The sequence below is a fragment of the Galbibacter pacificus genome, assembly GCF_029603165.1.
GTDB classification, from domain to species: domain Bacteria; phylum Bacteroidota; class Bacteroidia; order Flavobacteriales; family Flavobacteriaceae; genus Galbibacter; species Galbibacter pacificus.
The window spans coordinates 849,463-876,135 of the sequence record NZ_JAQSVC010000001.1 but is presented as its reverse complement, the minus strand read 5'-3'; the positions used below and the strand labels follow the sequence as shown (position 1 = coordinate 876,135).

The window sequence follows — 26,673 nt, the reverse complement described above, 5'->3', positions numbered from 1 at the left end:
ATTTCTAAGCCAGTTCTTCCCGGAACTGGCTTTTTTCGTTTACCACATCCCCTATTGCAACCGTAATGTTTGAATAATTAAAATGATAGCCTGTTTCTTCTATTTTTTTGGCACTCACCCGTTGGCTTACATACAACAAATAGGTCATTTTCCCCAATATTAGTTTCATTAAAGCCATGGGAATATTGGGCCATATAATTGGTTTTTTATAAGCATGTGCTATTTCGTGCATAAGTTTGTTGTTTGTAACCGGGTTGGGCGCCACGGCATTGTATATCCCTTCCAATTGGTTCTCAACAATGTGCAGGTATATTTTTGCTATATCGGTAATATGTATCCAGCTTTGCCATTGCTCCCCATTTCCATAAACAGCCCCTGCAAAAAACTTTATGGGCTTGGCCATTTTGGGAAATGCGCCCCCTTTGGCAGCCAATACAAGTCCGGTTCTAACAATGGCCACGGGAAAGGTATGTGCGTCGAGCTCTTTGGCAGCCACTTCCCATTTGCTCACCACCCGCCCTAAAAAGGAATCATCTACCTCGTTGCATGCCTCGTCGTAATAATTGGTATAAGAATGCGGATAAATCCCAATGGCAGATGCAGATACAAAAGATTTAATAGTATGGTCTGTTCGTGCTATGGCTTCATTTAAAAGTTCCAGGGGTTTTAACCTGCTACCCATTATTTTCCGCTTGTTTGTAGGTGTCCACCTTTTGGAGATGCTAACCCCCGAAAGGTTTATCACGGCATCCACGTCATCAAAACACGCCATATCTATACGTTTCTTGGAAGGGTTCCAGTAAAATCCTTGATAATTTTCTGAAACCACAATTTTTTTCTTACTTGTAGAAAGATAATTAACAGCATATCCCCTGTTGTGGCATATCCTTACAATTTCGCTCCCAATCAGCCCAGTTGCTCCTGCTATTAAAATTTTCATTCGTTTAGCTTTAATATCATTTGACGAATAAGTCCTTGAAAAGAGCAGTTACCCACTACAAAAATACAGCCGCCATTTGCCCGTAAACTTATTTTAGAATAAATATACTGAACTTAAACTACTAAAGAATGTAAATTAAATTAGCTTTAACAGTCTCATTATAAAGATTTAACGTATTTGAAGATTTTTATTAGCAGTTCTTAACAGCCCTTAACATTTCCCGTTTTCCGGGAGGGCCCGGCAATTTTTCTACCATAAAGCCCACTTTTTGCATGGCGCGTCTTACACTTCCTTTTGCCGCATAGGTAACCAATATTCCGTTGGTTTTTAGTGCTTTGTACATTTTTTCAAAAATTACTTCTTCCCAAAGCTCTGGTTGCACACGGGCTCCAAAAGCATCAAAATACACAATGTCAAAAAGGTTTACATCTGTAATTTCTGAAAAAAATTGCTTTCTTTTTTTTAATTGAAAAAACTTGGACACTCTTTTGTAATCTTCCCAGTCTATTTCGTGCATTTTATTAAAAATTGCCCGTTTTTCTTCTGCCTTTAACTCCTCCACATAATTGAGCAAGGCTATTTCTTCGGATTTTACCGGATAGGCCTCTACTCCATCGTATTTAACTTGAACTCCGTTATTTTCGGCTTCCAGATAGGTAATAAAAGCATTGAGCCCCGTACCAAAGCCTATTTCCAGTATGGAAAGTTCTTCTGATTTATTATTTTTCAAATAAGGGTAAAACCCGCTATTTATAAATACATGATAAGCTTCTTGTATGGCACCGTGTTTGGAATGGTAATGCTCGTTCCAGTTTTCAATATAAATAGTGGTAGACCCGTCGGAGGTTTTTATTACCTTTCTTTCCAAATCTGTATAGCTATTGGTTTTACTGTTTTGCAATAAGCACGCCATCTGCTTCAAAAGAATAAGTAATCAACGGTTCGGTTATGGCGGCTATTTCTTCTTTTGTTTTCCCGGCATCTTCGGCATAATGCCTGCGTTCTTCTACGGGCATTTCATTTAAAAAGGCCTTCCCTTTTATTATTACTTCTTCACCCATAATGTTTTTTGGCACAAAAAACCCATAATCCTTAAATTTCACCAAAGCCTCGGAGCCATCTTCTAAATCTAGTTTCATCCAGCATCCTTTGGCCTTGCAGACATCGGTTACCTGTGCCCGCAAAGTATAAACTGCGGTATCGCCGACCTGCATGTTATTATATTCTTTTTGCATTTTCCGGGGTTCGGTTATACCCGTTGCGGCAATAGTATCGCCATAAATATTATATGCTTCTGCTATTTCTTTTTTTTCGCCATCTGTGTTGGGCTTGCACCCAATTAATGCAGCGATGCAGCCCATTAAAATATAATTGGTTTTCATAGTTAACATTTTTATAAAAAAAAGCATTACAAAATAACTTATTTTTGTCTTAAATAAACACTCTTTTGCTGGAATATTTTCTAATTTAGCAGAAATAATGATGCGTTATGAGCAAGGAAACCATTACCAAGATCGAAATTGAAAAAGCAGCAACATCCAAAATAAACGATGTTGATTTTAACAACCTGTCTTTTGGGAGCATTTTTTCAGACCACATGTTTGTTTGCGACTATAAAAATGGTTCGTGGCAAACACCAAAAATAATTCCGTACCAAAAGCTCATGCTTGATCCTTCGGCACGTGTATTTCATTACGGCCAAGCAGTTTTTGAAGGAATGAAGGCCTATAAAGATGACGAAGATGGCATTTGGCTATTTAGACCGGACGAAAACTTCCTCCGGATCAACAAATCGTCTAAGAGATTGGCAATCCCGGAATTCCCGGAAGAATATTTCTTTGATGGTTTGAACACGCTTTTAAAACTGGACAACAAGTGGATAAAAAAAGGGTTTGGAAACAGCCTTTACATACGTCCTTTTGTTATTGCCACCGAAGCCGGAGTATCGGCATCGCCTTCCAGTGAATATAAATTTATGATTATCTGTTCGCCGGCCCAGTCGTATTACGGTGGTGAAGTACGTGTTAAAATTGCAGACCATTACAGCAGGGCAGCAAGCGGTGGGTTTGGCTTTGCCAAGGCTGCCGGAAATTATGCCGGGCAGTTTTACCCCACGAACATTGCAAAAGAAGAAGGGTTCCAACAAGTAATCTGGACAGATGCAAACACGCACGAATATCTGGAAGAAGCCGGGACCATGAACGTTTTCTTTAGAATTGGGGACAAACTGGTTACCTGCCCGATAAGTGACCGTATCCTGGATGGCGTTACCAGAAAAAGTGTCATCACTATGGCGAAAGACCTAAATATTGAAGTAGAGGTACGCCCAATAAAGGTTGCCGAAGTATTGGAGGCAAATAAAAATGGGACTTTAAAGGAGATTTTTGGTAGCGGTACCGCAGCTGTAATAAATCCTATTGCCGGGTTTGGCTACAAAGGCGACAAATGGGAGCTTCCAAAAATAGAAAATTCGTATGCAAAGAAAATAAAAGAGGCCATCATGGATATTCAGTACAACAAAGCTGAAGATAAATTTGGATGGCGCATAAAAGTTGACTAAAGCACAAATGTTGAAAAACCATATAAAAAACCCACGCTGACAGCGTGGGTTTTTTATTGCTTACTTTTGAATTACCTTTTTTATGTCGGGCTTAAAATAATTAGGCCCTTTTAGCACCTTGCCGTCTTCCCGGTAAATAGGCTTTCCATCTGCCCCAAGCTTGCTCATATTGCTTAGTTGTATTTCGTTAAACACATCTTCAATTACATGTTGCATCCCATGCTCTAGGATAGTACCGCACAAAATATAAAGCATGTCGCCAAGGGCATCGGCTACTTCAACAAGGTCATTATTCCTTGCAGCCTCCAGGTATTCGTCATTTTCCTCGGCCATTAAATTATGCCTTAATACAATTTTTGCTTCATCGAGTTTGGCAATCGGGGCATTTAAAACGCCCAGCCCAAATGCATTGTGAAATTTTTCTACGGCCTGTATTTTATCCTTCATCTATTTTGATTGTTTTCTTCTTTCGTGAAAAAGAAATTAATATAATATTTTACTATGGCTAATTTGACTAATTTTGTTCAAAATTAAAAATATTTATGTTCAGTAATGGTCAATTAGTTTTTGCGGGCTTATTTGCTTTATGCTTTATAATTGTTATGATTTTCAGTTATAAACGAGATAAAAAAATCCATATAAAGCAATACCGAGACACAAAATGGGTTTTAATAGGTTTTATCATTTTCTTAATATGTTTGGTATTAATTAAACTTTTAACAAAAAAATAGTGTTTAAATCAAGAAAACACCACGCATCTCCATTAAAAGTAAATTTCTTCAATCATTATTAGAATTTATACGACAAATTACTTAAATTTGTACAAAGCAATCAACTTAAGCAATGATGATTTTCTTTACCATATTATTCAGTTTACTGATAATTAATGTTGTGTTATTATTATTCAGTGTAAATAGACTTCCAAAAACCAAAGCAAAAAATACTGCAATTTACCAGAAGCAGTATAGTGCTCTAAAAACGGAAAAAGAAGTTAAAAACAAAGAATACGACACGGTTCTTAAAGAAGCCATATAGTTTATATATTCAACATTTGTTATGAAAGTATTTAAAAATTTTCACCTTTAATGTACATTTTTCGTACATTAGGCAGGTAAAACGTGCCGAAAGCTATGAGAATTTTAAAATACCTTATATTCTTATTTTTAATTGTAACAATTGGTTTTGCCATATACATTGCAATTCAACCAGATAACTACAAAGTTACAAGGACTACCGTTATTAACGCACCTCAATCTGTATTGTACAATTATATAAACGATACCAAAGAATGGCCCAATTGGGACCCATGGTATGAAAAAGACCCCAATGCACAGCTTAGATACGGAGAAAAAACAAAAGGTGTAGGCGCTACCTATTCCTGGAACGGTGAGTTTATAGGAAAAGGCAAAATTAAAACTACTTACAGCACCATAGACTCCATAAGCCAGAATATACATTTTATAAGTCCTTATGAATCTTCTGCACACGATTTTTGGAAACTCGAACCTTCCAACCAGCAAGACGCAACCATTGTTACCTGGGGAATAGAAGGCGAGCTCGGTTTTATGGAAAAGGCCGTAATGCTGTTTCAAGGGGGCATGGAAAACAATATTGGTCCCGATTTTGAAAGAGGGCTGAAAAAACTGGACAGTCTTGTTATTGCCGACATGAAAAAATACAGTATCTCCCTGATTGGAAAAACCGAATACGGAGGGGGTTATTACCTATACCAAACAGCCAGCTCCAAACAAAACGAGGTGAACCTTGCCACCAATAAAATGTTCCCAGAGCTAGGCGCATTTATGGAGCAAAACTACATAAGTCCCTCCGGAACCCCATTTACACTTTTTGAAGAATGGGACGATACCAATAATACCGCTATATTTTCTGCTTGTATCCCAGTCAAGGAAAAGATTATGACCCCGCCGGGAAGCATGATTTTATGCGGGTACATGGAGCCCGGAGTTTATTTCAAAACTATTTTGAAGGGAGATTATGTAAACATGGACGAAGCATGGAGCAAGACCCGGGAGGCAATTAAAAAGAACGAAATAGCAATAGACCCGGCAAGGGATGCTTTTGAAACTTACATAAAAAGTCCGGATGAGTACCCAAATCCCGCAGACCTCTTGTCTGAAATCTACATTCCGATTATTGAAAATGCCGAACGGCCAGATTGATAAATTTACAATACATTATTTTTGTATAAAACTCATTTTGGATGAAACAGCTCTTTTTTGTTTTTATAGGCGGCGGGCTCGGTAGTATTCTTAGATACTTAATTGGCAAATACCTTAATTCTGCCATTTCCGGGATTCCCTATGGCACTTTTGCCGCCAATATCCTTGGGAGCCTTATCATAGGTTTTATTCTTGGCCTTGCCGCCAAGCACAATTCGTTGACCCAAAACCAACTGCTTTTTATCGCTACCGGTTTTTGTGGCGGTTTCACTACCTTTTCGACGTTTGCCTTTGAAAATCATGTTTTTTTAAAGTCCGGTGATTTTTTAAACTTCGCAGCATATGCAATTATAACCTTTATAGTAGGAATTTCTGCTGTGTTTTTTGGGGCATGGCTTATAAAGTTTGTATAAATACTTCTTTAACACCATTTATTCTTTTCAATCGGCTTTGCTATTTTCTTCATATAAAATGTTGTGCATACCTGTGCACTATTTTGCCGGATTTCCATGAAATTAAAAAAGCCTTCCTCTTTCTTTTTTATCAAAAACTAAAAAACTTCAGAAGAAAAAATTTAAAATAATTCCTTTTATTATACTTACCCATAATTTTTAGGGGGGTTAATTTAATAATTCAATAAAAATTACGGATATACCCCCATTTTTTTTTATGTTAACAATTTTTTAATATAGTTTTAGGCAAACAAATCATTTAAATATGAAAAAAATTGAAGCCATTATTCGTAAATCAAAATTTGATGACGTGCGGGACGCATTGCATCAAGTAGAAGTAAACTTTTTTAGTTACTGGGATGTTACGGGAGTAGGTAACGAGAAAAAAGGCCATGTATATCGTGGCGTGAGTTACAGTACCGCAGACATCCAAAGACGCTATTTATCAATCATTGTTTCTGATGAATTTGAAGAACGCACGATTGAAGCTATCCTTAAGTCGGCATATTCAGGAAATGTTGGCGACGGAAAAATATTTGTATCTCCTGTAGAAGAAGCCTATCGCATTAGAACGAGAGAAAAAGGCAAAGAATCATTGAAATAATCAACTAAACTAACTTAAAAATCATTTTATGGAAACAAACGTCATTGAAACAAATGCGGTTTTAGACTTGATGTGGATATTAATTGCGGGGATACTCGTATTTTTTATGCAAGCAGGTTTTACCCTTGTTGAGTCTGGGTTTACCAGATCTAAAAATGTTATCAATATAGTAATGAAAAACTTTGTGGACCTTATTGTAGGTTCGTTGGGTTTTTGGATTATCGGTTACACAATAATGTACGGGGAATCCATTGGAAGCTTTATAGGTTCTCCCTCCCTATTTTATAGTGTACGGGAAGACATGCACAACTTGTTCTTTCAAACAGTATTTTGCGCCACGGCCGCTACCATAGTTTCCGGGGCCGTAGCCGAAAGAACAAAGTTTTCTACATATGTAATTTTCTCCTTGGTCATGACCATATTTATTTATCCCATATCCGGGCATTGGGTATGGCAAGGAGACGGATGGTTAACATCTTTAGGGTTTATTGACTTTGCAGGGTCTACCGTGGTACACTCTGTAGGTGGATGGGCCGCATTGGTTGGCGCTGCACTGGTAGGGCCTAGAATTGGAAAGTATACCGAAGGAAAATCGAATGCCATTCCCGGCCATAACATGATGTACGGCGCATTGGGTGTGTTCATCCTTTGGTTGGGCTGGTTTGGTTTTAACGGTGGTTCCGAGCTTGCCATTAGCGGCGATAGCGCCTTTAACGTGGCTGGTATTATTATAACCACCAATCTTGCTGCCGCCGCCGGTGCAATTACGGCCCTGTTCCTTACTTGGGTGCGTTACGGAAAACCAGAGGTGTCCATGACATTAAATGGTGCCTTGGCCGGACTTGTGGGTATTACCGCGGGCTGTGCTGCCGTTTCTCCTTTAAGTGCAGCTATTATTGGCGTGATATGCGGACTTACAGTGGTGTTCTCTATTGAGTTTATCGACAAGAAACTTAAAATAGACGACCCTGTTGGTGCGGTATCTGTACATGGTGTATGCGGAGCGCTGGGAACTTTATTGGTTGGCGTTTTTGCCATAGACGGTGGCTTGATTAATGGTGGCGGATTTGCACAACTTGGTGTTCAGGCCATCGGGGTTATTGCTATTGGCGCATGGGCACTGATAACTTCCTTTATTGTTCTTTTTATTCTTAAAAAGACAATGGGGCTAAGGGTTACCAAAGAAGAAGAGATTGAAGGATTGGATATGCATGAGCACGATGGTGCTGCTTATCCTGACTTTACCATAGATCGTTAGTTAGTTTTTATTAAACAAGGGTAAAAAGAACGGAGCGGTATTTGGCGGTACGCTCCGTTCGGTAACCCGATCATAAAAAATTAACGACTGTTTATTTGACCAATTCTAATTAAACCAAACAACAAATTAACTTTTATTATTATGAAAGCGATTACAACAACAAATGTCGTAAAAAATATATTTTTCCTAGCTATTTCATTAACTAGTTTAGGTGCTTTTGCCCAGGAAGAAGACAAAAAATTTAACTTTAGCGGTTCTGCGGACGTATATTGGAAAACCAATTTAACGGGAACCAATGAAGCCGATGAAGATGGGAACTTTAATACCCCCCCAACCTCTTTTGCAAACAGGAGCGGGTTTTCTTTGGGGATGGCCAATTTAATTGCAAGTTACGAAGGCGAAAAGGTAGGCTTTGTTGCCGACCTTGTTTTTGGCCCCCGTGGAGAAGATGCCGTGTTTTTATCGACTGGATCTGCCAATATTGTAAACCAATTGTACGTATACTGGAACGTAAGCGAGAAAGTAAGGCTTACCATGGGTAACTTTAATACCTTTTTAGGGTATGAGGTAATTTCTCCCGTTGGTAACTTTAACTATTCTACCTCTTATATGTTTTCTTACGGGCCTTTCTCTCATACTGGCTTGAAAGCAGACTTTACTTTGTCTGAAGATTTTTCTTTAATGTTGGCTGTTATGAACAGTACCGATTTTACCGAGATCAATCTTGACGGAAGTTATACTGCTGGTGCGCAACTGGGGTATAAAGGTCAGTATTTAAATCTTCTTTACGGTGCCCAAACAGGTCTGCCGGGAGAAACTTTCCAGATTGACTATACAGGCGGATTTGATTTAACCGATGCTTTTTACCTTGGTATTAATACCACTTATAATACTACTGATGATTCTGGTTTTTATGGCTTTGCCCTTTACCCACAAATGACTACCTCTGAAAAATTCTCTATAGGGCTACGTGGTGAGTACTTTAAGGAATTTGATGGTGGTGTTGGCGTATTTGGGCTGGCTCCAGACCAAGATGCAGATGTTTTTGAGTTTACACTAACTGGAAACTACTCTATTAATGACCTAACTTTTAAACCTGAGCTTAGATTCGACAGTGCTTCAGAAGATATTTTCCTAGATGGTGATGATGAACCTACGGGAAGTTTGGCATCGTTTTTAGTAGCGGCTGTTTATTCTTTTTAATTAACCAACAAAAGTTCAATTTGGTTTGTACCTGGCCTAACCAAAATGAATACTACCCATAGTATGGGTTGAAAAGAAATTTATAATTAGCCGTTTACTCGTTCTAAGTAGTAACCTTAGGGTTACAAGGCCTAGCGGTGGCTCCGCTAGGCTTTTTTTTGCGCTATGTGCTTTAGTTATATTTCCTTTTTATGACAATATACTTTTTGAATGTACTCCAATACTAATTGAACGTGCTTTCTTTATTATTTATGGATACCCACTGCATTTTTTGTTGCTGTTATTGCTTATTAATGCTTTGCATATATTATAAGGTATTTATCTATGGCTTGCCAAAAGAAACAATGCCGGTAAAACCTTGATTTTAACAGGTATAAACTAAAGGGAAGGGTTGCAAAGACTTCATTAAAAAGATAAAGGGGTTCCTTTTTTATTATTATAACAACCGAAACTCCTGCAAGGTCTTTTTTTTGAACTTCTAGGTATGTATTTTTTCTATTACATAATACCTACAAGGTTTTGGAAACCTTGCAAGAATGTGGAACGCTGATATAATGAATGTGGGGTTGTGCATTTTGTTGTTTTGGGTAATGGTAATAGGGAGGTGGCTTTAAAAATGGTAACCTTGATTTCTTTTATAGGTTTGTCTATGGTTATACTACCTGTTTTTCCAGTGCTAAAAAGTGTGTTACTTTATGGGCCCGCAATGGGAATATGTGCAATTGGCATTTATAGGTTGTTTTGTCTTTTTTATAGTTTGTTATAACAGCCTTAAAGGGTTTTTGTTCTTGAAGTTTTTTATGTATTCTGTTTTTTGTGGTTGTTAGGGTTTTTGGCCCTTGTAAAAAAGCGGGGGTTTTATTTATGGCTTCTTTCTGGCTATAGCCAGTCATGGGAAAAAAACCTTTATTAAGCCATATTATTTCTTTTTGGAGCGTAGTTACTACCAAAGCTTCATATATGTTGTTTTGCAGGATTGCTTCGAGATTGTTCTTCCAGTTAAATTTTTTTGCCAGTTGCCGTAATTGCTTTATATCTTCTTCTTGCTGGATCATGGACGCTTCATTTTTATTGTATTCATTCTGAAGACCCCAGCTTACCAATGGTAGTTTTGCTGTTTTGCTTGTTTGCCTTAGTAATGGGCTTATTTTTTTGTATTCTTCTTCATTTAAAGACGATACATAAAAATCCAGGCTCATCATCTTGTTTAGATTATGTTTCATCTGTTTAAGGTTTTTAATTTCTTGAAAATGAAGATACCAAGGTTTTCTTCAACTTAAGTAATTTCCATAAGGTTTTTTTAACCGTATTGCTTGCAATGGCCATTGGGAGCTGTGATTTTATAATTATATATAGATGGCCTTGTATTAAAGAACATTTGCCATTTTTATGGCTTTTTAAACTTTTTAACCCCTGCCCTTACGGCATAATTTAAGGTGTTTTCTTTGGGCACGATTGGGCATGAATACTTTTTATTGTAGGCACAATAGGGGTTGTATGCTTTGTTAAAATCTAATACAATGGTATTGCCCTCGGGAATGCGTAGGTCCATGTACCTACCGCCCCCATAGGTTTCTTCTCCGTTGGTTTTGTCTGAGAACGGGAGGAAAAGATAATCTTTATATTCCTGGGTTTCTCTTAACTGGGTACTTTGGTAGACGTTTAGCTTAAATTCTTTTTGGTGAAGCATGAAATGCACGATACCGTACAATACCTCTTCTGAGGTTCTGCTGGTAGTGGTGGGCATTAAAAAGGGTTCTTGGTCGGGGGTGCGCTCGAACCGTGCCACTACACGGTATGTCGTATCTATTGGGAAAAAATCGAGTCCGTTGAAGGATTCCCGGTCTTCTTGCGTAAGTGGGGACTCTTCGGGGTTGGCATATTCTTCATTTAATTCTTTTTGAAATTTTTTTATTCCGCTTACCGTACTTCCTGTTTTTTTATCGGCTAGGGCTTTTTTATCTGTATTGTTATCGTGATAGCGTTTATCGCTTTTGCAAGCACTGAACAGGATAATGAAGGTTAAAAAAGTTTTATAGATATGTTGCATATACCAATGTTTTATGGCCGTTTTCTTTTTGCACAAATAAAAATGCCAGAATTTTATTGATTCAAAAATACAACTTATAGATTTTTTATTTAGCTTTGTTTGTATAAATCAAAGAAAAAATGATGGAACGTATTATTTCATGTAACAAAACCAATGTGGTGAAGCAACTGTATAGCTGTTGGTGCTTTTATATGACATAATATGTTACATGCATAAACATATATAAAAGCCCGACACCAAAAACGTCGGGCTTTTTTATTTAAATATTCATCAATCAAAAAACAATTCAGTAATGAGAAAATTATACTTAGGGTATATTTCGTCTTTTCAAGGGCTTTCCAGAGAAGTTTGGTGGCTCTCTTTAATAACATTGATAAACCGAGCGGGCACGATGGTAATTCCCTTTTTGTCCTTGTACTTGACCCAAAAGCTTCATTTTACGTTGAGCGACGTGGGTTGGATAATGTCTTCGTTCGGGCTGGGGTCTGTTGTGGGTTCTTGGCTGGGCGGTAAGTTTACGGATAAGATAGGGTATTACAGGGTTATGGCGCTAAGCCTTGTCCTATCGGCCTTTTGTTTTATTGGCCTACAATTTTTGCAGTCTTTTTGGGGCATTTGCTTTGGTATTTTTGTGGTTATGCTTGCGGCCGATATGTTTAGGCCGGCCGTATTTGTTGCTTTGAGTGCTTATAGCAAGCCACAGAACAAAACACGGTCTGTTACGCTTATACGTTTGGCCATTAACCTTGGTTTTTCGGCAGGCCCGGCCATAGGTGGGCTTATAATTACAAAGCTTAGCTATAATGGTTTGTTTTGGGTGGATGGCATTACCTGCCTTTTAGCCGGGGTATTGTTGCTAAATGTTTTAAACCCCAAGAAAGCACGGGTTTTGGACGCGGCAAAGAACGACTCGCCAGAATCTGTTTACAGCGATATTCCTTATTGGGTGTTTTTTGTTGCAATGGTATTGTTTGGGTTTATATTTTTACAATACTTTTCTACGATCCCGATTTTTTATAAGGAGCTATTTAGGTTGACCGAAAGTGAAATTGGTATTTTGCTCGGGCTTAACGGTCTTTTGATCTTTGTATTTGAAATGCCGTTGGTCAAGTATTTTGAAGAAAAGTTTTTAACGCCCCTTTCGAGCGTGTTGATAGGCTTTTTGCTTACCATAATAAGCTTTATGGTTTTAAACATGACTTCTTGGATTGGTATTTTAATTATAGGGATGGCTTTAATGAGCTTTGGCGAAATGCTGGTATTCCCGTTCTCTAATGCCTTTGCGCTAAACAGGGCCAAGAGGGGCAACCAAGGGGAATACCTGGCCTTGTACAGTATTGCCTTTTCTGTTTCGCATATTTTTGGGCACAACTCGGGACTGCAATTAATAGATGCGCTGGGATTTGAGTTTACATGGTATGTTATGATTTTTCTAGGTGTGCTTGGATCTTTGTTGGTCGTGTACCTTAGAAAGACCATTACCAGGACTGTTGAAGAAAAAAATGCCATTGTTGGCCAATAGCTTGTATGCCAACCCGTGCCTATTATTGGCCAATACGGGCTATTCTATAAAAAACCGGGAATTTTAAAGTAAGCTTTTCGGTAGGTGCAGCTGTTATCTCTTTGATAAAGGCATCTACCGGATTGTCTTTCTTTATTTTCTTGATTGCCGACCAGCTATTTAAATATCCTTTTAATTGAGCGGCCGTCCAGGTTACTTCTATATAATATGGTTTTGAAAGTGCTATATCTGTATACGGGAAATCTATATTTTTATATTGGGCATCGATATAGGCACGCTCGGGGTCCCAATAGGGTTCTGTTTTTTGGTAGAACGCTTTTATTTTTTGATTGAAAATCGGGGTACCCTCTATTAAACCATAGCCAAATATTGCCAATATGCCCCCTGGTTTTATAATACGTGCCGCTTCTTTATAAAAGGCATTAAAATCGAACCAATGAAAGGCCTGCCCCACTGTAATTATATTAAACTGATGGCTTGAAAAAGATGTTTGTTCTGCCCGTGAGACATGGTAATGGATGTTGCTTTTTTTAACGGCATTGTTTAATTGTTCTTTACTGATGTCTATGGCTTCTACATTTTTAAAGAATGTGCTTAAAACCATGGCCACTTGACCGTTCCCGGTACCTACATCCAGTGCATTGCCATGCCCGTTTGCAAGGTTACAGATTTCTGTAAGGAATTTTTTGGGAAAGACCGGGCGGTACTTAAGATATAAATTGGCAGCTGTAGAAAAACGGTCGATTTTCTTTTTCATGGCTTTGGTTTGGCTGTTTAACTATTTAATTAAAAAACAATTAGTACATGGTTTTGAGCCCAAAAGAATCCAAGAGCTCGTTGTACTCGGGCTGGATGCGCAAAAGGGCTATGCCATCTTCGTTGTTAAGCCTTTCGGTATCTTTAAAGCCATTGTCCAGCATTTTTTCCAGATAATAAAGTGCCATGCCATACTCTCCTTTTGTTACCGTATAGCGCATTACGGTTATGTAAGCGCTATAATCTTTTGGGTTGGCCAGTGTTTTAAAAATATTGATGTACAATAGGTTGTCCAGGCCATTGTTTTCGTTGTATTTTTCTTCAAGTTCGGTAGGGAGAACATTTAGAAAGCTTAGTACCCTTTTGCCCATTTTTTGTTTTTGCAGGTTGGCCGAATTGACATACTCTTTATTGAGTGTATTAATTTCATCTTCCCAATAGGCCAGGGATTCGAGCTCGCCCGAATTGATATCGCTGGGCAGGTAGGTCATATAATCCATATAAAAAGCAGACTCTACATCGTTTATATAATACTGATCGTTTCTTTGGGACCTAAAAAGCTTGCTTCTTTTTATTTCCTTCCGCCTGTCTTTCATAGTATCTTTTTCTACATAAAACCTGTAGTTTTTCATGATATCCTGTATATCGTTGTATGCTACCAACATGGCTCCTTTGTTTATTAATTCTTTGTTGAACTGCATATCTTCTGAAAAGTACTTGGAAATCGCGCTTTCGTCTCTAGGGATAATATTGCGGGTCATGGACTTTAACGACATGACGCGGACGGCTTTGGTAATATAGTTTTCGGGAGGCCAAACATGACCGCCGGAAAATACCAGCAGGTCTACATCGAACTTTAATTTGTCGAGGTAATCTTCAGAGTTGGTCATTTCCCGGTAATTAAAATCTTCGTCGCCCACAATGCCCGCAAATAAAAAACTGTTCTTTTTAGGTATGTAGGCATCGTTATTGGCAAATGCCGCACCACAGGCAATAACGCCCTTTACGTGCTTGGATATAACTGCTATGGTTGTTGCCAAACGCGCGCCGCCGGAAAAACCGGCAAGGTAAATGGCATCTTGGTCCACGCTGTAATTGTCTAAAACTTGGCTGTAAAAAGAACGGGCAATGTTTAGGTTTTCTTGATAGGTGCCGTTTTTTATTCCATTTGAACCTGCAATTATATAACCGTACTTATTGGCGGCTTCCCGGAAACGGGAAACGGCCAGTTTGCCCCTGCCGGAAGCGTCGAAAACCATTATTACCGGCCATTGCTTTTCTGGGGTATAATTAACGGGAAGGTAAACAGCATAGGTGTCTAACGAAGCAGTAATGGGAACAAAATCTATAAGCTCGCCCGCTTTGGGCTCTCTTGTTTGTGAAAATGCTATGGTACTTATAAAAAGAAATAAAAGTGTTTTTTTCATAACTGTATTGCCATCAATAATCTAGCCAAAATATGTCCCTAAATTTATTGATAAAAAAGGTTATTTAACAACGAACGTCTCTAAACTTTTTGTCAAAGGCTAAAAAATAAGGGGTCAACTGTATATGTACATGCCTTTAATTCTTTTATTAGTTTAAAAATACAATATCTTTGAAGCCTTAAACAAACATATATGGATAGACCTGCATATAAATTGTATATGGTCATGCTTGGCTGTAAGCCCGAGGGAAGGTTTACCGAGCAACATGACATTTTTTTTGGCATTGGCACTTCTTTAAAAGAGCTGGTGCCGCACATGAACGCTTTTTGGCCAGAAGCAAAAGGGCATATGCACATTGATGCCTGGAGGGAAGTAAATGTTGTTGACAATTACCTGGTCGAGATTGAAAAAAGAGAAGAAAAGGCAACCGCAGAAGAACAGTTGTTTTTTATTAACCTTGGCGGATATAAGGAAAACGAATTTGAAGAATACCATTATAAAACCCTAGCGATAACCCCCACAAAGGCAGCAGCTATTAAAAAGGCCAAAAACACTACTTTTTATAAACATTGCAGTTTTGAAGGGGCCGTTTCTCACGTTGACGATAAATATGGCGTTGATGTTGACGATATTTATAATATCGAGGACATGCTACCGGAGGTTTTTAAAAAGAATTTTAGCCTAAAATATACCAAAACAGACCATACCGAGGAAGATGCTTTACATATTGGATATTTAAAATTAAGCAAGCTGTAGCTTTTAGGGGAATTTAATGGAGATGGTATTGTTTGACCTAACGGTTTTTTCCTATGGGGTTGTTTTCTATTACGTTGGACAAAACAATGGAGGTGCGGACTTCTCCATAGGTTATGAGCCTATCTATAAACTCCTCTAAATGAAATTGATCATACAGCACAACTTCCATTACGAGGTTTTCGTTTCCGGTAATGCGGTAACAGTTAAGTACCTCTTTGTATTCTTTAACCTTATCGAGAAAGGGCTTTAATTTGCCCATAAAGGCCTTTAAGGTTACAAATGCCTTTAACTGATAACCGGTTTGTATGTGGTTTACCTCTGCCTTATAACCACTGATAACGCCCACGTCTTCCAACTTTTTTATACGCTCTGCAACCGCAGGGGACGAGAGTCCTATTTTCCTACCGATTTCGGCATTGGTGAAGCGTGCATTTTGCTGTAAAAGCCTTAAAATCGTCCAGTTAAGCTCGTCTATTTTCATTTTAAATAAATTAACTATTAATCCTTTAATTTATAATGCAAAATACAATTTATACTTTAAAACCGAAATTAATGTTTTTGTTTTCCGTAGTAAATTTGAACAAAAGAAGCTATGATGAAAAAACATTACCAACGCTACCATTACAGGAGGCGCAATGTAACCAAATTACCGGTATACAAAAAAGCGCTTTATATTTTTAAGCTTAGCAGGCAGATTGTTGAATACCTGAGAGGCGACAAATCGGTTCTGGATCTGCACCGTTCTAAATATATGGCCGATCAGTTTTCGGATAAACTGGTAATGGCCTCGCTTGGCCTGGCCCCCAAAATTGCAATGGCAGAAGCCACGCCAGACCCCAATGTAAAGCTAGAATCCCTCTCTTCCATAAAGAGAACAACCAATGCTTTATTGCATTATTGTGAAAAATTGGAGGCTAATCATGGCCATGGTAAAGAATTTTTGTCTACATTGCGCAAAGAAGTTACCAAATTTGGGCATTTACAAAATAAATGGGCATTAAGTATTAGTAATAAGAATTAAGGTTCCCCTATTCCTAGACTTCACGCTTTTTGCCCATTACTACTTAAAAATGAATGCTTCTCCCTGTTTTATTTTAAATTACCCGCCCCTTGCTTAACGTTAATACCTTTGTAACACAATTGGGTATTTCTTCTTTTTTGTGCGAAACGTATACCAAAGTAATGTGCTTTGAAGTGCATATGTGGTCCAGCAACTGTTTAAAGTATAAAATTTGACTGGCATCCATTCCCTGACATGGTTCGTCCAGAATTAATAAAGCCGGGCTTTTAATTAATGCCCTTAACAACAACAGCACCCTTTGCTCTCCTAATGAAGCATGGATAAACAAAACCTCTTTTAAGTGTAACAGGCCGACCAATGCAAGCCATTGCAGGGCAAGCTCCTTTTGGTGACCGGTTGGAACGGAAACCGTGCCGACCTCATCGTTGAACCCGGATATAATTGCATCCATACAGGTAAGCGTACTGTATGTTTCGGCCTGTGTAGAGATGCCGGGGACGCTGTTTAATACGCCTTTGCCCCGCATAAAATACAGGTGCAGTTCTGGAGAGAGAAAACCTATGTTCTTTTTAATGTCCCAAATACTTTCCCCACTGCCCCGTTGTTTGTCAAACAATACCAGATCGTTATTGTACCCCTGTGGGTTATCGGCCGTTACCAAACTTAGCAATGTGGATTTCCCGGCACCATTATGCCCCAATAAAGCCCAGCAATCGCCCGGTTTGACTTCCCAGTTGATATTTTTCAAGATGCCTTTTCCTTTCATGCTTACGCAAACATCTTTCATTTTAATAATGGTCTGGTATGTTTCGGCATGTGTTTTTAGCAAATTATCTACCTCGATCGTTCTATTTATTTTTTTTGAAGGAAGTTTTATTTTTTTTATTTCTGAAGGGATCCCGGTCTTTATTGCCTTACCGTTTTCAAGGACCAGAACCTGTGTAAAAAAGTCGGGGACCTCTCGAACCCCACAAATAACTATAATGCTTATACCGCTTTTGGAAATGGTCTCTAAGTATGCCGATAAATGCGCTCTTGAGGCTACGTCCAGACCCGTAAAGGGCTGATCCATTAACAATACTTCCGGACGTTGAAAAAATGCCGATACCAATTGAAGCCTTTTACGTTCGCCATTGCTTAACTGCATGAGGTTCCTGTCCAGCAAATGGATCACATTAAACGCTTTAAGCAACGGGATATCTTCTATAGGGGCACTGGTATAGTTAAATGTTTTGTTTAGCTGTTCTAAATAGGCCTTGACGCCCAATTGTTTTTCGTATTCATGAAACTCGTACCTTTTACTGTAATAGGTACTGGCCAAACCCGAAAGTTGGCTAAACTGATCTTGCTGGGTAACAAATACCGTTTTATTGGTATTTTCCAAAACACCTTTTGAGGGTTTTATCTTTCCCGATATTAGTTTTGCCAACGAGGTTTTTCCACTCCCTGATCCTCCGGTAATGGCCAAGGCCCCGCCCGCATTTATTTTAAGGTTTATGTCTTCCAAAAGGATATGCCCTTTTACCGAAAGGCACATATTGTGTACGGTTATTGGTTTTGCAACTGCCGATTTTATCATTGTTACTATTTTTCCCTACAAATTTCGAACTTTGAAGAAGAAACAGCCAACTTTTTGGTTAAAATTTTATAATTGAAAAGCATTCCATATATTTTGGCAAGCCTACGCTATACGGTTACATATTTCTCCGGTACTGCCCGCCAACTTCAAACAAGGCCTGGGTAATCTGCCCTAATGAACAAACCTTGGTGGCATTCATTAATGCTTCGAATATGTTTTTATTATGAATTGCGGCTTCTTTTACCTTTGCTATAGCTTCATTTGCTTCAGTTTTGTATGTTTTGTGCAATCTTTCCAGCGTGCCTATTTGTAGTTGTTTTTCGGTTTCGGTAGCGCGGATTACTTCCGAAGGAATAATTGTGGGAGAGCCTTTACTGCTTAAAAAGGTATTTACCCCAATTATTGGATATTCGCCCGTATGTTTTAAGGTTTCGTAATACAGGCTTTCTTCTTGAATTTTGGAGCGTTGGTACATGGTTTCCATAGCGCCCAGAACGCCGCCACGTTCTGTTATCCTGTCGAATTCTGCCAATACGGCCTCCTCGACCAAATTGGTTAATTCTTCGATGATAAAACTTCCCTGAATGGGGTTTTCGTTCTTTGCCAATCCCAGTTCTTTGTTAATGATAAGCTGAATTGCCATGGCACGGCGCACAGAATCTTCTGTGGGGGTTGTAATGGCCTCGTCGTAAGCATTGGTATGCAACGAGTTACAATTATCGTAAATGGCATACAATGCCTGTAATGTTGTACGGATATCGTTAAAATCTATTTCCTGTGCATGCAGGGAACGGCCCGAGGTTTGAATATGGTACTTTAACATTTGCGAACGGGCATTGGCACCGTACTTTTCTTTAAGTGCCTTGGCCCATATTTTTCTTGCCACACGGCCAATAACGGCATATTCGGGATCGACACCATTGGAGAAAAAGAAAGAAAGGTTTGGACCGAATTTATTAATGTCCATCCCCCTGCTTAAATAATACTCCACATACGTAAAGCCGTTTGCCAGGGTAAATGCCAATTGTGTAATGGGGTTTGCGCCTGCTTCTGCAATATGATAGCCGGATATGGAAACCGAATAAAAATTACGAACGTTCTCTTTGATAAAATATTCCTGAACATCGCCCATGAGCCTCAGGGCAAATTCGGTTGAAAAAATGCAGGTGTTTTGCGCCTGGTCTTCTTTTAAAATATCTGCTTGTACGGTTCCGCGTACCTGTGCGATTGTTTTTTGTTTAATTTCTTTATAGGTTTCTTTTGGCAGGACCATATCTCCGGTTACGCCCAAAAGCATAAGTCCGAGGCCATTGTTACCTTCCGGAAGTCCTTCTTCCTTGGCACCTTCGGCACGTGAAAAGCTATGATATTTAGGCCGTTCGGTTCCCTTTTCTTTATAAATAGACTCAATTTTTGCTTCTACTTCTTTTTCCAGCCCCTTTTCCTTGATATAGATTTCGCATTGCTGATCGATTGCGGCATTCATAAAAAAACCAAGGAGCATTGGTGCGGGGCCATTAATGGTCATACTCACCGAGGTCATCGGGTCGGCTAAATTAAAACCGGAATACAATTTTTTGGCATCATCCAAACAGCAGATAGAAACCCCTGCATTACCTATTTTCCCGTAAATATCGGGGCGGTGGCCAGGATCGTTACCGTAAAGGGTAACCGAATCAAAGGCTGTTGATAAACGTTTGGCCGGCATGCCCAAACTTACATAATGAAAACGTCTGTTGGTACGCTCCGGGCCGCCTTCTCCCGCAAACATCCGGGTTGGGTCTTCGCCGGTTCTCTTAAACGGGTACAGCCCCGAAGCGTAAGGAAATGCCCCGGGAACGTTTTCCTGCAACACCCAATGTAAAATATCGCCCCAAGCCTTGTATTTAGGCAATGCCACTTTGGGGATTTGTGTGTGCGAAAGGGACTCGGTATGGGTTTCAATCTTAATTTCTTTATCGCGTACCTTAAAACTATAAATAGGCTCTTTGTATGTAGATACCATTTCGTTCCAATTCGTGATGGTCTCCCAATGGTGCGGATCCAAATTTAATTTAACACGGTCGAACTCGGCCAATAATAGTTTTAGGAAATCTTTGTTTTTTGCTGAAGTTAAACTTATATCGTCTACATCAAGCCCATATTTTGATAGTTTAATTTCTGCATCGGCAACACTACAAATAGTTTGGTAAACCCCATACAGTTTTTGGGCAACCCCGGCCTGTTCTTCTGCTTTTTTATCATAGGCACGGTTGTTCTCTGCAATTTCAGATAAGTACCGTGTTCTGTTTGGTGGGATTACAAATACCTTCTCGCTCATTTCAGAAGAAATTTCGAAACTAGAAGCAAGGTTGGCTGCCGTTTTTTGGGCAATTGTGTCCATTATGCTCCTGTATAGCGTATTCATTCCCGGATCGTTAAACTGTGCGGCAATGGTACCAAACACGGGAAGATCATCTGGTTTGGCGTCCCACATACCGTGATTGCGCTGGTATTGTTTTTTTACATCGCGCAATGCATCCAGGGCTCCACGTTTATCAAATTTATTTATGGCAACCAAGTCGGCAAAATCGAGCATATCGATTTTTTCCAGTTGGGTTGCGGCACCAAATTCGGGCGTCATTACATACAAGGAAACATCTGAGTGGTCTAAAATCTCTGTATCGCTTTGCCCAATCCCCGAAGTTTCCAGGATAATCAAGTCGTACTTGGCGGCCTTTAGTACCTCTACGGCCTCTGCCACGTGTTTGGACAGGGCCAAATTGGATTGCCTTGTGGCCAGACTGCGCATGTACACCCGCGAATTGTTAATGGCATTCATCCTAATGCGGTCGCCCAACAATGCACCGCCGGTTTTTCGTTTGGAAGGGTCTACGGAAATAATGCCAATGGTTTTATCTTCAAAATCGTTTAAAAAACGACGTACCACTTCATCGACCAAACTACTTTTTCCAGATCCACCGGTTCCTGTAATTCCCAAGACCGGGATGTTGCTGTTTTCTGAATTTGCTTCAGCAAAAAGTTTTAAAAATTCGTCATGGTTATTTTCAGCCAAAGAAATAAAACGGGCAATGGTATTGCTGTTTTTTTCTGAAAGATCCCGCTGTATGTTTTTTTGCTTTTTTAAAGTGGTAATGGGAAAATCGGCACTTTCAACCAAATCGTTAATCATTCCCTGCAAGCCCATTTCACGACCATCGTCTGGTGAATAAATTCGGGAAATTCCATAATCCATCAACTCTTTTATTTCCTGCGGAAGAATAACGCCGCCACCGCCACCGAAAATTTTAATATGTGAAGCACCCCGTTCTTCAAGTAAATCGTGCATGTATTTAAAATACTCGTTATGCCCCCCTTGGTACGAAGTAAGCGCAATGGCATTTACATCTTCCTGAATGGCTGTGTTTACCACTTCTTCAACGCTCCTGTCGTGCCCTAAATGAATAACCTCTACCCCTGTAGACTGGATAATGCGCCTCATTACATTGATGGCCGCATCATGTCCATCGAAAAGGGAAGCGGCGGTTACTATTCTTACTTTATTCTTAGGTTTATACTGATTTACTTGCTTCATCATTAATGAGGTATGTTATTTACGCCTGCAATTTACAGAATTTGCAAAAAAATGAAGCTTTTTTTTATAATTAGTTAAGACGGAAATACAATACTACATTGAAGATTTTTTAGGTTATTGAAGTAATACTGTCTTCAAAAGAAAAGAAAATAAGGATAATTTAGGAAGTTTAAACTTACTGCTCTTTATCAAATATAATTGATATTCAACTTAAAAAAAGAAGTATGCCGTTTTTAATGTTGGAAGGCCATTTGCCTTTTTGCCTGTTTTTGTTTTTTAAACATGTAAATAGCAATAGCCAATGCCACACCGCTACATGCCATTGCGGCCCCGACAACGCTTGCCGAAGTAAACCCAAAACCATATGCAATGGGCAGCCCTGCCAAATAGGCCCCGGATGCATTTCCCATATTGAACGCACTTTGGTTGGCCGAAGACCCCAACATTTCGGAACCCTTGGCACTATTGATAACTGCCATTTGGATAGGCGTAGACACAGTAAAGGCAATCATCCCGATGATAAAGGTCATAACCAAAACCACATATCCGCTTGAAGCAACAAAGTTATTGATAAGCAATACCGTGACCATTACCGCCAAGCTTATAATTACCGCTTTGAGCGGCGAATAGATTTCGGCCAACTTTGCTCCCAGAAAATTCCCCACAACCATGCCCAAACCAGCAATAATCATGGCATAACTAACAATGTTATCGCTTAATCCAGCAACATCGGTGATAAGGGGAGCAATGTAACTGTACCACGCAAAAAAGCCTCCGGTCCCGATGGTAGTAAGCAATATGAGCCCTAAAAAATCTATTCTTTTAAATAGTTTAAATTCGTTTTTAATTCCCTTATTGGGAGTTTTTTCAATTTCGGGCATCCAAAAATAGATGCTGAGCATGGTCAATATCCCTATTATACCCACGATCATAAAAGAAATACTCCAGTGAAAGTGATGCCCAACATATGTCCCCAGCGGAACACCAATTACATTGGCTACCGTTAACCCAGAAAACATGGTAGCAATGGCTTTTGCCGATTTTCCTTCCTGAGCCAATTTTCCAGCCACCACAGCGCCAATACCAAAGAAAGCACCGTGCGGTAAGCCTGATAGAAACCGGGAAACCAACAGCAGGTAATAACTATCTGCAAACGCAGATAATGTGTTGAATACCGTAAACCATCCCATGAGGTACAATAACATTTTATGAGGAGCCCATTTATTGCCGATACTTGTTAATAGGGGTGCCCCAACCACAACGCCAAGTGCATATGCCGATATAAAATGTCCCGCTTGTGGAATGGAAATATTCAATGCGGTAGCCACATCGGGTAATATACCCATGATAACAAACTCGGTCATTCCAATACCAAATCCACCGATTGCAAGCGCCAATAATGCCTTTTTGTTTGTTATTTCTTTCATTTTCTGGTCTTTATTATATCTTAATATGAAATTGCCCTAAGTTTATATTACAAAAGTACTATAGTTATCAATTTATATACTGTGCTACATTATCAAGTTTATGTAAATAAATAGCATTTTAACACCCATACCAAATGGTATAGACAACTTAGTACGATAAAAACCCATAAAATTACATTATTTTTTTTCAGGAACAATCTTTACGATACCGCTTCCCTCTATGCCCAAATACAAATAACCATCCGGGCCTTGTTTTACATTACGCATACGGCCTTCTCCTTCAACCAGTTTTTCGCGTTTTGTAACGGCATTCCCTTCTATGACCATACGTTCCAAATAGCCAAATTTAAGAGACCCCACCATTAAACTGCCCTTCCACCCCGGGTAGACATCAGAAGTAACAAAAGCCATCCCGCTTGGTGCTATGGAAGGCACCCAGTAATGGAGTGGCTGTTCCATGCCCTCTTTTTCGGTAATATCGGTAAAAGAAGTGCCGTCGTAATTCTCTCCGTAGCTAATTACGGGCCAGCCATAATTGGCACCTTTTTTAATGACATTGATTTCATCGCCACCCTGCGGACCGTGTTCATGCACCCAAATATCTCCTGTTTGGTAGTGTTTAAGCATTCCTTGTGGATTACGGTGCCCATAACTATAAATTGCTTTTTTGGCATTTGTGGAATCTATAAACGGATTATCTTCAGGTATTCTTCCATCATCGTACAAGCGGTAAATTTTTCCTCCATCACGGGTAATGTCCTGCGGGTTCACGTCTCGTTCGCCACGCTCACCAATGGAAAAATAAAGGTAGCCATTATCATCAAATTCTATTCTCGAACCAAAATGCTGTCCCTTGGTGGTATTTGGTTCTGCCATGTAAAGCACTTCTGTGCCAGTTAAAGCATTTCCATTTAATTTAGCACGTGCAATGGCGGTATTGCCTCCACTGCCATCGCCTTCATCGCTTGCATAAGAAAAATAAATCCAGCCGTTGTTTTTGTAGTCGGGATGCAACTTCACGTCCATAAGTCCGCCCTGTCCCCTATCATAAACAGTAAGATTATGAGAAATTTCAGTTTTATTGCCGTTTTCTACTAAATATAGTTTTCCTGATTTTTCGGTAACAAGTAATTTCCCGTCTGGCAGAAAGGCCATGCCCCATGGTATGTTTATATCGCTTACAACAGTTTCAAGGGTATAAGTGATTTCTTCGGGAACTGTAATAGTTTTATCGTCCTGAGCACAGGAAAACTGAATTATAACTATCAGGATTAAAAGAATTTTATGTTTCATAGCAATCTTATTTTGGTTGTGTAACAGTTACACAAAAAAGCATAATTAACTGAATACCAATCATAAATAATCGTTAAAAAACATTTTTTTGAAAAAAAATTAAATTTACATGTTAATTTGAAAAAAGAATAATACTTTTGTGCCCGCTTTGTAGGCATCAGAAATATAATTTCTACAAAGTATTTTTTTGAACTTTACTCACGGGGTGTAGCGTAGCCCGGTTATCGCGCCGCGTTTGGGACGCGGAGGTCGCAGGTTCGAATCCTGCCACCCCGACAATTACGGTGTCAACAGACACCAAAATATAGCTAATCTTATGAAAATCAAGGGTTTTTATTTTTCTTGAAATCATAAGATTGGCTTTAATATCAATTCAAAGGTTACCTATTCGGTTACCTAAATTGTTACCAGAATTTTCACTACATTGGTAATTCAATAGACTTGACTTTCGCAGCGATTTGACTTTCGTAAACAAATCGATTATTCACTTAAAGCGAGAGTTTATGCAGACTTCAAAGACTTTTACCATTCATTTTTGGCTGAGTATGGCCAAAGCAAAAGATGATTTTGCACCTATTTATGCCCGTATCACGGTCGATGGAAAACGTGCCGAGATCAGTTTAAAACGATCCACATCGGTTACCTATTGGGATACCCGTTCCAAAAGGTCAACACTAAGGACTTCCGACGGCAAGGCACTAAATGTTTACCTTGACCAAGTGTATTCCGATTTGTTGGATTGCCACAAACAGCTTTTGGGCGAATCCAAATATGTTACCGCCCAGGCCATCAAGGCCCGGTATCTCGGAGAAGATGAACAGCACAAAACGCTGCTTGAACTGGTTTCCTACCATAATAAGAATATGGTTTCGGTACTCAAGCCCGGCACCTTGAAAAATTACTTCACTACGGAACGCTATATCAAACGGTATTTGAAGCACAAACTAAAGACCAACGATGTTTTCCTTAAACAATTATCCTATAAATTCATCATTGACTTTGAACAGTTCCTACGTAACGGAAAATCCATAAACCGCTCCCAGCCCCTAAAGAACAATGGGGTTATGAAACATTTGGAACGCTTGAAAAAGATGATGAACCTTGCCCTTCGGTTGGAGTGGATCGAAAAAGACCCCTTTGTGAGGTTCTCGCTAAAGTTCACAAAACACCAGCGAGCATTTCTGTCCCAATCGGAACTTGAAGTTCTGGAATCCAGTCAGCTTTCAAAAGGGATGCACCAAAAAACAAGGGACGTTTTTGTTTTTGCCTGTTATACGGGTCTGTCCTATATCGACGTGAAGTTGCTTTGCGACGACCATATTGTACGCGGCATCGATGGGGATTACTGGATATTCACAAAAAGGGAAAAGAACGATGAAGCGGTAAAAATACCGCTTTTGGATAAAGCCCTTGACATCCTGAAAAAGTATGACCAGGGAACTGAAAACAAAAGCGAAAAATTGCTGCCGGTATTTTCTAATCAAAAAATCAATAAATATTTGAAGGAAGTAGTTGCTATCCTAAAAATCAATAAGAAGCTTACGTTCCACGCGGCAAGGCACACGTTTGCTACTACGGTTACGCTTTCCAATGGCGTGCCCATTGAGACCGTTTCAAAATTACTCGGTCATACAAAGCTTTCCACAACGCAAATCTACGCCAGGGTCATCGAACAAAAAGTGTCATCTGATATGCGTTCGTTGCGTAGTAAATTAAACACCACGGACAAGGCCGAAACAAGGGTGCACTATCAATAATTTGATTTGGAAAACACCTTTTAGGTTCTAATCCAGTCGGCACTCTTTTTTTTTCGTCTAATAATCCCTTGCAGATTTGGGTTTTGTATTGAGCCATAAATTTTAACACTAAGTTATTTTATTTTTCGGTCAGCTGAGGCAACCAAAACCAAACAGTGGGCAAATGTAGCCACATCCCATCGCTTGGTCAAGGTCAAGCCCTTCGGGATGCCGAACATTTTTCTGCGAAAAATAACCGCTCATACCTTGCCCCTTCCTCCCTGTGGCTGTTAATGCCCTGTTTTGGTATTGCTCGTTGCCTTACAAGCTGCCAA

General features: G+C 39.4%; 23 protein-coding genes and 1 tRNA gene. 11 read left to right on the top strand and 13 right to left on the bottom strand.

All coding sequences use genetic code 11. From position 1 onward, the window contains the following. Positions 1-4: 4 nt before the first annotated feature. The 3 genes from PSF86_RS03625 to PSF86_RS03615 all read right to left on the bottom strand — a co-directional run bounded on the left by PSF86_RS03625 (position 5) and on the right by PSF86_RS03615 (position 2,322). Entirely contained in the window at positions 5-940 is a 936-nt protein-coding gene (locus PSF86_RS03625) for a TIGR01777 family oxidoreductase (protein WP_277898682.1), read from the bottom strand. Positions 941-1,130: 190 nt separating this feature from the next. Further along, a complete protein-coding gene (mnmC2, locus tag PSF86_RS03620) occupies positions 1,131-1,808 on the bottom strand; it encodes a tRNA (5-methylaminomethyl-2-thiouridine)(34)-methyltransferase MnmC2 (RefSeq protein WP_277898866.1) in 678 nt (225 codons plus the stop codon). 19 nt (positions 1,809-1,827) lie between these two features. After that, entirely contained in the window at positions 1,828-2,322 is a 495-nt protein-coding gene (locus PSF86_RS03615) for a DUF4920 domain-containing protein (RefSeq protein ID WP_277898681.1), read from the bottom strand. 107 nt (positions 2,323-2,429) lie between these two features. Between PSF86_RS03615 and PSF86_RS03610 the strand changes: the two genes are divergently transcribed. Next, on the top strand, positions 2,430-3,500 hold the full coding sequence (locus tag PSF86_RS03610; RefSeq protein WP_277898680.1) for a branched-chain amino acid aminotransferase: 1,071 nt from the start codon (positions 2,430-2,432) through the stop codon (positions 3,498-3,500). Positions 3,501-3,560: 60 nt separating this feature from the next. On the opposite strand, the gene PSF86_RS03605 is transcribed toward PSF86_RS03610, so the two are convergent. Continuing rightward, positions 3,561-3,947, bottom strand: coding sequence for a nucleoside triphosphate pyrophosphohydrolase family protein (locus tag PSF86_RS03605; protein ID WP_277898679.1), 387 nt, complete (start codon positions 3,945-3,947; stop codon positions 3,561-3,563). A gap of 683 nt (positions 3,948-4,630) precedes the next feature. Between PSF86_RS03605 and PSF86_RS03595 the strand changes: the two genes are divergently transcribed. The 5 genes from PSF86_RS03595 (at position 4,631) to PSF86_RS03575 (ending at position 9,197) form a co-directional block, all read left to right on the top strand. Then, on the top strand, positions 4,631-5,680 hold the full coding sequence (locus tag PSF86_RS03595) for an SRPBCC family protein (RefSeq protein ID WP_277898677.1): 1,050 nt from the start codon (positions 4,631-4,633) through the stop codon (positions 5,678-5,680). A 41-nt stretch (positions 5,681-5,721) separates the two neighbouring features. Beyond that, positions 5,722-6,093 (top strand): fluoride efflux transporter CrcB, encoded by a 372-nt coding sequence (gene crcB, locus PSF86_RS03590; protein ID WP_277898676.1) that lies wholly within the window; start codon positions 5,722-5,724, stop codon positions 6,091-6,093. Positions 6,094-6,397: 304 nt separating this feature from the next. Continuing rightward, positions 6,398-6,736, top strand: a complete 339-nt coding sequence (locus PSF86_RS03585) for a P-II family nitrogen regulator (protein WP_277898675.1) — start codon at positions 6,398-6,400, stop codon at positions 6,734-6,736. A 28-nt stretch (positions 6,737-6,764) separates the two neighbouring features. Then, a complete protein-coding gene (locus tag PSF86_RS03580) occupies positions 6,765-7,994 on the top strand; it encodes an ammonium transporter (protein ID WP_277898674.1) in 1,230 nt (409 codons plus the stop codon). 141 nt (positions 7,995-8,135) lie between these two features. After that, on the top strand, positions 8,136-9,197 hold the full coding sequence (locus PSF86_RS03575) for a porin (protein ID WP_277898673.1): 1,062 nt from the start codon (positions 8,136-8,138) through the stop codon (positions 9,195-9,197). A 653-nt stretch (positions 9,198-9,850) separates the two neighbouring features. Here PSF86_RS03575 and PSF86_RS03570 read toward each other — a convergent pair. Continuing rightward, positions 9,851-10,420 carry a PAS domain-containing protein gene (locus PSF86_RS03570; RefSeq protein WP_277898672.1) on the bottom strand — a complete coding sequence of 190 codons (570 nt, stop codon included), beginning with the start codon at positions 10,418-10,420 and terminating at the stop codon, positions 9,851-9,853. Positions 10,421-10,584: 164 nt separating this feature from the next. Continuing rightward, the gene (locus PSF86_RS03565; protein ID WP_277898671.1) at positions 10,585-11,247 is read right to left on the bottom strand and encodes a DUF1684 domain-containing protein; all 663 of its coding nucleotides are present in this window, start codon (positions 11,245-11,247) and stop codon (positions 10,585-10,587) included. Positions 11,248-11,539: 292 nt separating this feature from the next. Here PSF86_RS03565 and PSF86_RS03560 point away from each other — a divergent pair, with 292 nt between their 5' ends. Further along, on the top strand, positions 11,540-12,769 hold the full coding sequence (locus tag PSF86_RS03560; RefSeq protein WP_277898670.1) for an MFS transporter: 1,230 nt from the start codon (positions 11,540-11,542) through the stop codon (positions 12,767-12,769). 22 nt (positions 12,770-12,791) lie between these two features. On the opposite strand, the gene PSF86_RS03555 is transcribed toward PSF86_RS03560, so the two are convergent. Continuing rightward, entirely contained in the window at positions 12,792-13,526 is a 735-nt protein-coding gene (locus PSF86_RS03555; protein ID WP_277898669.1) for a class I SAM-dependent methyltransferase, read from the bottom strand. A gap of 40 nt (positions 13,527-13,566) precedes the next feature. Beyond that, positions 13,567-14,952: an alpha/beta hydrolase gene (locus tag PSF86_RS03550; RefSeq protein ID WP_277898668.1), complete on the bottom strand. Its 1,386-nt coding sequence runs from the start codon at positions 14,950-14,952 to the stop codon at positions 13,567-13,569. A 192-nt stretch (positions 14,953-15,144) separates the two neighbouring features. Here PSF86_RS03550 and PSF86_RS03545 point away from each other — a divergent pair, with 192 nt between their 5' ends. Next, positions 15,145-15,708, top strand: coding sequence for a DUF1543 domain-containing protein (locus PSF86_RS03545; RefSeq protein ID WP_277898667.1), 564 nt, complete (start codon positions 15,145-15,147; stop codon positions 15,706-15,708). 37 nt (positions 15,709-15,745) lie between these two features. On the opposite strand, the gene PSF86_RS03540 is transcribed toward PSF86_RS03545, so the two are convergent. Further along, a complete protein-coding gene (locus tag PSF86_RS03540; protein ID WP_277898666.1) occupies positions 15,746-16,189 on the bottom strand; it encodes an Lrp/AsnC family transcriptional regulator in 444 nt (147 codons plus the stop codon). Positions 16,190-16,300: 111 nt separating this feature from the next. Between PSF86_RS03540 and PSF86_RS03535 the strand changes: the two genes are divergently transcribed. Continuing rightward, positions 16,301-16,729, top strand: coding sequence for a hypothetical protein (locus PSF86_RS03535; protein ID WP_277898665.1), 429 nt, complete (start codon positions 16,301-16,303; stop codon positions 16,727-16,729). Positions 16,730-16,802: 73 nt separating this feature from the next. On the opposite strand, the gene PSF86_RS03530 is transcribed toward PSF86_RS03535, so the two are convergent. The 4 genes from PSF86_RS03530 to PSF86_RS03515 form a co-directional block, all read right to left on the bottom strand. Continuing rightward, positions 16,803-18,308: an ATP-binding cassette domain-containing protein gene (locus PSF86_RS03530; protein ID WP_277898664.1), complete on the bottom strand. Its 1,506-nt coding sequence runs from the start codon at positions 18,306-18,308 to the stop codon at positions 16,803-16,805. Between the two features lie 115 nt (positions 18,309-18,423). Further along, positions 18,424-21,882 carry a methylmalonyl-CoA mutase family protein gene (locus PSF86_RS03525; RefSeq protein WP_277898865.1) on the bottom strand — a complete coding sequence of 1,153 codons (3,459 nt, stop codon included), beginning with the start codon at positions 21,880-21,882 and terminating at the stop codon, positions 18,424-18,426. A 233-nt stretch (positions 21,883-22,115) separates the two neighbouring features. Next, complete coding sequence (locus tag PSF86_RS03520) at positions 22,116-23,309, bottom strand: MFS transporter (protein ID WP_277898663.1); 1,194 nt, start codon at positions 23,307-23,309, stop codon at positions 22,116-22,118. Positions 23,310-23,486: 177 nt separating this feature from the next. Continuing rightward, the gene (locus PSF86_RS03515) at positions 23,487-24,602 is read right to left on the bottom strand and encodes a PQQ-dependent sugar dehydrogenase (protein WP_277898662.1); all 1,116 of its coding nucleotides are present in this window, start codon (positions 24,600-24,602) and stop codon (positions 23,487-23,489) included. 201 nt (positions 24,603-24,803) lie between these two features. Between PSF86_RS03515 and PSF86_RS03510 the strand changes: the two genes are divergently transcribed. Together PSF86_RS03510 and PSF86_RS03505 are read left to right on the top strand one after the other, a co-directional pair. Beyond that, a tRNA-Pro gene (locus PSF86_RS03510) sits at positions 24,804-24,878 on the top strand. Between the two features lie 227 nt (positions 24,879-25,105). Continuing rightward, complete coding sequence (locus PSF86_RS03505) at positions 25,106-26,359, top strand: site-specific integrase (protein WP_277898661.1); 1,254 nt, start codon at positions 25,106-25,108, stop codon at positions 26,357-26,359. Positions 26,360-26,673: the final 314 nt, after the last annotated feature.

What these genes read in the sequence shown, in the direction of transcription:
- PSF86_RS03625 (WP_277898682.1), bottom strand. Translation starts at nt 940, where the DNA reads ATGAAAATTTTAATAGCAGGAGCAACTGGGCTGATTGGGAGCGAAATT.
- PSF86_RS03615 (WP_277898681.1), bottom strand. Translation starts at nt 2,322, where the DNA reads ATGAAAACCAATTATATTTTAATGGGCTGCATCGCTGCATTAATTGGG.
- PSF86_RS03610 (WP_277898680.1), top strand. Translation starts at nt 2,430, where the DNA reads ATGAGCAAGGAAACCATTACCAAGATCGAAATTGAAAAAGCAGCAACA.
- PSF86_RS03605 (WP_277898679.1), bottom strand. Translation starts at nt 3,947, where the DNA reads ATGAAGGATAAAATACAGGCCGTAGAAAAATTTCACAATGCATTTGGG.
- PSF86_RS03595 (WP_277898677.1), top strand. Translation starts at nt 4,631, where the DNA reads ATGAGAATTTTAAAATACCTTATATTCTTATTTTTAATTGTAACAATT.
- crcB (WP_277898676.1), top strand. Translation starts at nt 5,722, where the DNA reads ATGAAACAGCTCTTTTTTGTTTTTATAGGCGGCGGGCTCGGTAGTATT.
- PSF86_RS03585 (WP_277898675.1), top strand. Translation starts at nt 6,398, where the DNA reads ATGAAAAAAATTGAAGCCATTATTCGTAAATCAAAATTTGATGACGTG.
- PSF86_RS03580 (WP_277898674.1), top strand. Translation starts at nt 6,765, where the DNA reads ATGGAAACAAACGTCATTGAAACAAATGCGGTTTTAGACTTGATGTGG.
- PSF86_RS03575 (WP_277898673.1), top strand. Translation starts at nt 8,136, where the DNA reads ATGAAAGCGATTACAACAACAAATGTCGTAAAAAATATATTTTTCCTA.
- PSF86_RS03570 (WP_277898672.1), bottom strand. Translation starts at nt 10,420, where the DNA reads ATGAAACATAATCTAAACAAGATGATGAGCCTGGATTTTTATGTATCG.
- PSF86_RS03565 (WP_277898671.1), bottom strand. Translation starts at nt 11,247, where the DNA reads ATGCAACATATCTATAAAACTTTTTTAACCTTCATTATCCTGTTCAGT.
- PSF86_RS03560 (WP_277898670.1), top strand. Translation starts at nt 11,540, where the DNA reads ATGAGAAAATTATACTTAGGGTATATTTCGTCTTTTCAAGGGCTTTCC.
- PSF86_RS03555 (WP_277898669.1), bottom strand. Translation starts at nt 13,526, where the DNA reads ATGAAAAAGAAAATCGACCGTTTTTCTACAGCTGCCAATTTATATCTT.
- PSF86_RS03550 (WP_277898668.1), bottom strand. Translation starts at nt 14,952, where the DNA reads ATGAAAAAAACACTTTTATTTCTTTTTATAAGTACCATAGCATTTTCA.
- PSF86_RS03545 (WP_277898667.1), top strand. Translation starts at nt 15,145, where the DNA reads ATGGATAGACCTGCATATAAATTGTATATGGTCATGCTTGGCTGTAAG.
- PSF86_RS03540 (WP_277898666.1), bottom strand. Translation starts at nt 16,189, where the DNA reads ATGAAAATAGACGAGCTTAACTGGACGATTTTAAGGCTTTTACAGCAA.
- PSF86_RS03535 (WP_277898665.1), top strand. Translation starts at nt 16,301, where the DNA reads ATGATGAAAAAACATTACCAACGCTACCATTACAGGAGGCGCAATGTA.
- PSF86_RS03530 (WP_277898664.1), bottom strand. Translation starts at nt 18,308, where the DNA reads ATGATAAAATCGGCAGTTGCAAAACCAATAACCGTACACAATATGTGC.
- PSF86_RS03525 (WP_277898865.1), bottom strand. Translation starts at nt 21,882, where the DNA reads ATGAAGCAAGTAAATCAGTATAAACCTAAGAATAAAGTAAGAATAGTA.
- PSF86_RS03520 (WP_277898663.1), bottom strand. Translation starts at nt 23,309, where the DNA reads ATGAAAGAAATAACAAACAAAAAGGCATTATTGGCGCTTGCAATCGGT.
- PSF86_RS03515 (WP_277898662.1), bottom strand. Translation starts at nt 24,602, where the DNA reads ATGAAACATAAAATTCTTTTAATCCTGATAGTTATAATTCAGTTTTCC.
- PSF86_RS03505 (WP_277898661.1), top strand. Translation starts at nt 25,106, where the DNA reads ATGCAGACTTCAAAGACTTTTACCATTCATTTTTGGCTGAGTATGGCC.